The organism is Streptomyces hainanensis (assembly GCF_004348415.1).
Taxonomy (GTDB): domain Bacteria; phylum Actinomycetota; class Actinomycetes; order Streptomycetales; family Streptomycetaceae; genus Streptomyces; species Streptomyces hainanensis.
In genome coordinates, this window is record NZ_SMKI01000591.1 from 1 (window position 1) to 4,106 (window position 4,106).

At 73.5% G+C, this 4,106-nt stretch carries 4 protein-coding genes; all 4 read left to right on the plus strand.

The features are described 5' to 3' along the window. Positions 1-220: 220 nt before the first annotated feature. The gene (locus E1283_RS33060; protein WP_425086267.1) at positions 221-988 is read left to right on the plus strand and encodes a PP2C family protein-serine/threonine phosphatase; all 768 of its coding nucleotides are present in this window, start codon (positions 221-223) and stop codon (positions 986-988) included. A 148-nt stretch (positions 989-1,136) separates the two neighbouring features. Further along, a complete protein-coding gene (locus E1283_RS33065) occupies positions 1,137-2,195 on the plus strand; it encodes an FHA domain-containing protein (RefSeq protein ID WP_132821857.1) in 1,059 nt (352 codons plus the stop codon). Positions 2,196-2,237: 42 nt separating this feature from the next. Continuing rightward, a complete protein-coding gene (locus E1283_RS33070; protein WP_132821858.1) occupies positions 2,238-2,972 on the plus strand; it encodes an ABC transporter ATP-binding protein in 735 nt (244 codons plus the stop codon). Continuing rightward, the gene (locus E1283_RS33075; RefSeq protein ID WP_132821859.1) at positions 2,969-4,036 is read left to right on the plus strand and encodes an ABC transporter permease; all 1,068 of its coding nucleotides are present in this window, start codon (positions 2,969-2,971) and stop codon (positions 4,034-4,036) included. The genes E1283_RS33070 and E1283_RS33075 overlap by 4 nt, the downstream gene beginning before the upstream one ends. Positions 4,037-4,106: the final 70 nt, after the last annotated feature.

A 4,106-nucleotide genomic window follows, 5' to 3' on the forward strand; every position in this document is an offset into this window, starting at 1 on the left:
CTACGACCCGGCGCCGCCGACCGACCCCCGCGCCTCGCACGCCACCCACCACGACGCGCCGCCCACCACCGACCCACGGGCCGCCGCGGCGCCCGGTGGCGCCGGCTGCCCGGTGTGCGGTAATGGGTACGTGGACGCCGACGGCCGGTGCACCGGGTGCGGGCACGGACCCGCGAACGCCCGGGACCATGTGGAACGGGAGCTCGGCGGGGTGGCCGCCGTGAGCGACGTCGGGCTGCGCCACCACCGCAACGAGGACGCGTTCGCCATCGACGTCGTCACGCTGCCGGACGGCCAGCCGGCCGTGGTCGCCGTCGTCTGCGACGGGGTCTCCTCCTCCACCCGCCCGGACGAGGCGTCGGCCGCGGCGGCCGAGACCGCCCGCGACTTCCTGCGGGGCGCGCTGCCCCACGGCGTCTCCGGGCCGCAGGCCATGCACGACGCGCTGCTGTCCGCCGGCAACGCGGTGGCCGCGCTGGCGCACGGCACCGAGCCGGAGCCGGGCCGCAACTCCCCCGCCTGCACGATCGTCAGCGCCGTCACCGTGGGACCCACCCTCACGGTGGGCTGGATCGGGGACAGCCGCGCCTACTGGGTGCCCGAGGAGCCGGGCGCGGCGGCCGCCCGGCTCACCGAGGACGACTCGTGGGCCGCCCAGATGGTGGCCGCCGGGCTGCTCACCGAGGCCGAGGCGATGGCCGACCACCGCGCGCACGCCATCACCGCCTGGCTGGGCGCCGACGCCCAGGAGATCGACCCGCACACCGCGTCGTTCAAGCCGGACCGCCCCGGGGTGGTCGTCGTGTGCACCGACGGCCTGTGGAACTACGCGGAGACCGGCCAGCAGATGGCGCGTCTGGTGTCGGAGCACGCCCGGCAGGCCCCGCTCGCGGCCGCCAGGCAGCTCGTGCGGCACGCGATCGACTCCGGCGGGCACGACAACGTGACGGTGGCCGTGATCCCCTTCCCGCCCGCCGCGCCCCGGTAGCCGACCCGGCCGCGGCGGAATCGGACACTAGACGTACCGGGCACGACGGCGGGTACTGTTCGTCTGAGGAGGAACGCCCGAAGACGGAAGTCCCGCCCGGCCTGGCGGACGACGACGTGAGTAGACGTGAGTAACTGGAGGCAGTCACATGCCGACTTGCCCTAACGGCCATCATTCGATGGCCGAGGACTGGTGCGAGGTGTGCGGTCATCGCATGCTCGCGCCCGCCGTCGCCGCGCCGCCGCCCCCCGTCGGCTACCCGGGCGCTCCGCAGGGGCCCGGCGGCCAGCAGCTGCCGCCGCCCCCGCCGTCGAGCGGCTACGGCTTCCCGCCCCAGCAGGGTCCGCCCCAGCCGCCGCAGGCTCCCGGCGGTTATCCCGGCGGGCCGGCCACCGCGCCGATGCCGCATCTCACGCCCACCGAGCTGTGCCCGCAGTGCCGCACGCCGCGGGAGGCGCAGGCGCCGTTCTGCGAGGAGTGCCGGTACAACTTCCTGACCAACTCGCCGACCACCTACATACCGCCTGCCGCGCCCGGCGGGCCCCCGCAGTACCCGGGGCAGCACGACCCGTACGGCCACCAGGCCGCCGCGCCCAGCGCCCCGCCGATGCCGCAGCAACCACAGCAGCAGCTCCAGCAGCAGCCTCCCCAGCAGCCCCCGCCGCAGGGCGACTGGATGCTGCCGCCGCCCGGCGGCCCAGGCGGCCCCGGCATGCCGGGCCAGTACCAGCAGCAGCCCCCGCCACCGGCCTACCCGGGCCAGCAGCAGCCTCCCCAGCAGGCGCAGCGGCCCCCGCAGCCCGGGCGTTGGCTGGTGACCATCGGCCCCGACCCCGAGTACTTCCAGGCCATGATGCGTCGCTCGGGGCCCGAGGCCCACGAGTTGCAGCTCCCGGCGTACGCGCCCGAGCAGCAGGTGCCGCTCACCGGCCAGGAGATCAGCATCGGCCGCCGGCGGCAGTCGACGGGCGAGTCCCCCGACATCGACCTGTCGCGCCCCCCGGAGGACCCGGGCGTCTCGCACCGGCACGCGATGCTCGTCCAACAGGTCGACGGCGGCTGGGCGGTGGTCGACCAGGACTCGACCAACGGCACCACCGTCAACATGGCCGAGGACCCGATCCAGCCCTTCGTCCCGGTGCCGCTCCAGGAGGGTGACCGGGTGCACATCGGGGCCTGGACCACCCTCACCCTCTACCGGGGCTGACCACCGACAGCGCGTTCGAGGCCCGGCACTACCATCGACCGGGTGACAGAAGACACGGCCGCGATCAGGGTCGACGGGATACGCAAGCGCTACGGCGACGTCCAGGCCGTCGACGGGGTGACCTTCGAGGTCGGCCGTGGCGAGTTCTACGGCATCCTCGGCCCCAACGGGGCGGGCAAGACGACCACGATGGAGATCGTCGAGGGGCTGCGGGAGCCCGACGAGGGCACCGCGACGCTCCTCGGCGAGCCCTCCTGGCCGCGTAACCCGAAGCTGCTCTCGCGGATCGGCGTGCAGCTCCAGGCGTCGGCGTTCTTCGAGAAGCTGACCGCCCGCGAACAGATCCACACCTTCGCCTCCCTCTACGGCGTGTCCGCCACGCGGGCCGACGAGATGCTGGAGAGCGTCGGCCTCACGGAGAAGGGCGACGTCCGCGACGACAAGCTCTCCGGCGGCCAGGCCCAGCGGCTCTCCATCGCCTGCGCCCTGGTCCACGACCCCGAGCTGGTCTTCCTCGACGAGCCGACCACCGGCCTCGACCCGCAGGCCAGGCGCAACCTCTGGGACCTGCTGCGGGGGATCAACTCGGCCGGTCGCACGGTCGTGTTGACCACCCACTACCTGGACGAGGCCGAGATCCTCTGCGACCGGGTCGCCATCATGGACGCCGGCCGGATCCTGCGAATCGGCACCCCCGCCGACCTGATCGCGGAGACCGGCGTCGACACCCTCGAGGACGTCTTCCTCCACCTCACCGGACGGGAGTTCCGCGAATGAGCGCGTTCCGAAGCCTCTCGCGGGCCATGGTCCTCGGCCTGCTCCGCGACCGCACCGCGGTGTTCTTCACCCTGGTCTTCCCGCTGATGTTCCTGGCCCTCTTCGGCGCGCTGCTGCGCGACTCGGGCCCGGCCAGCAGCACCATCGTCCAGATCGGCGCCGTCGACGTGCTCGACGACATGCCGGCCGATCAGCGCTCCGCGCTCTCCGACGCCCTCACGATCATCGAGTCGGGCGACCGCGACCAGGCCCTGGAGGACGTCCGCGAGGGCGACGTCGACGCGGCGGTCTGGCAGGACGCCGACGGCCGGGTCGAGCTGCGCTACTCGGCCGCCGACGCCACCGTCGCCGGCACCGTGCAGGGCCTGATGCAGTCCATCGTGCAGGGCGCCAACGTGGCCGCGACCGGCCAGCCGCCGGCGTTCACGCTGGCCACCGACCAGGTCGAGGACAACTCCATCAAGCCGATCCAGCAGCTGACCCCGGGCCTGCTGGGCTGGGCGATAGCCACCGGCGCCGCCTACATGTCGGCGTTCACGCTGGTCAACTGGCGGAAGAAGCGGATCCTGCGCCGGCTCTGGCTGGCCCCCATCCGGCCCTCGACGGTGATCGGCGCCCGGGTCGGCGTCAGCCTGGCGATGGCGTTCCTCCAGTTCGCCATCTTCATCGGCGTCGCCACCATCCCCTACTACGGGCTCTCCCTCAGCGGCAGTTGGTGGCTCTCACTCCCGCTGGTCGCCTGCGGCACGCTGGCCTTCATGTCGATCGGCCTGCTGATAGGCGCCTGGGCCAAGACGGAGGAGGCCGCGAACGGCGCCCTGCAGATCGTCGTCCTCCCGATGGCCTTCCTGTCCGGCTCCTTCTTCCCGACCGACGGCATGCCGTCGTGGCTGCGGGCCGTCTCCAACGTGCTGCCGCTGAAGCACCTCAACGAGTCCATGCAGGACGTCCTCACCCGCGGCGCGAGCTACGGCGCGGCCCTGCCGGCGATGGCCGGCCTCCTGGTCTTCGCCGCCGTGCTCACCGCGGTCTCGGCCCGCCTCTTCCGCTGGGACAACGCGTGACCGGCCTGCCGGCCTGAGCGGCTCGAAGGTTCCGTTCCCCCCACCCACCCACGCCGGCGGGGGCCCGACC

What these genes read in the sequence shown, in the direction of transcription:
- E1283_RS33065 (WP_132821857.1), top strand. Translation starts at nt 1,137, where the DNA reads ATGCCGACTTGCCCTAACGGCCATCATTCGATGGCCGAGGACTGGTGC.
- E1283_RS33075 (WP_132821859.1), top strand. Translation starts at nt 2,969, where the DNA reads ATGAGCGCGTTCCGAAGCCTCTCGCGGGCCATGGTCCTCGGCCTGCTC.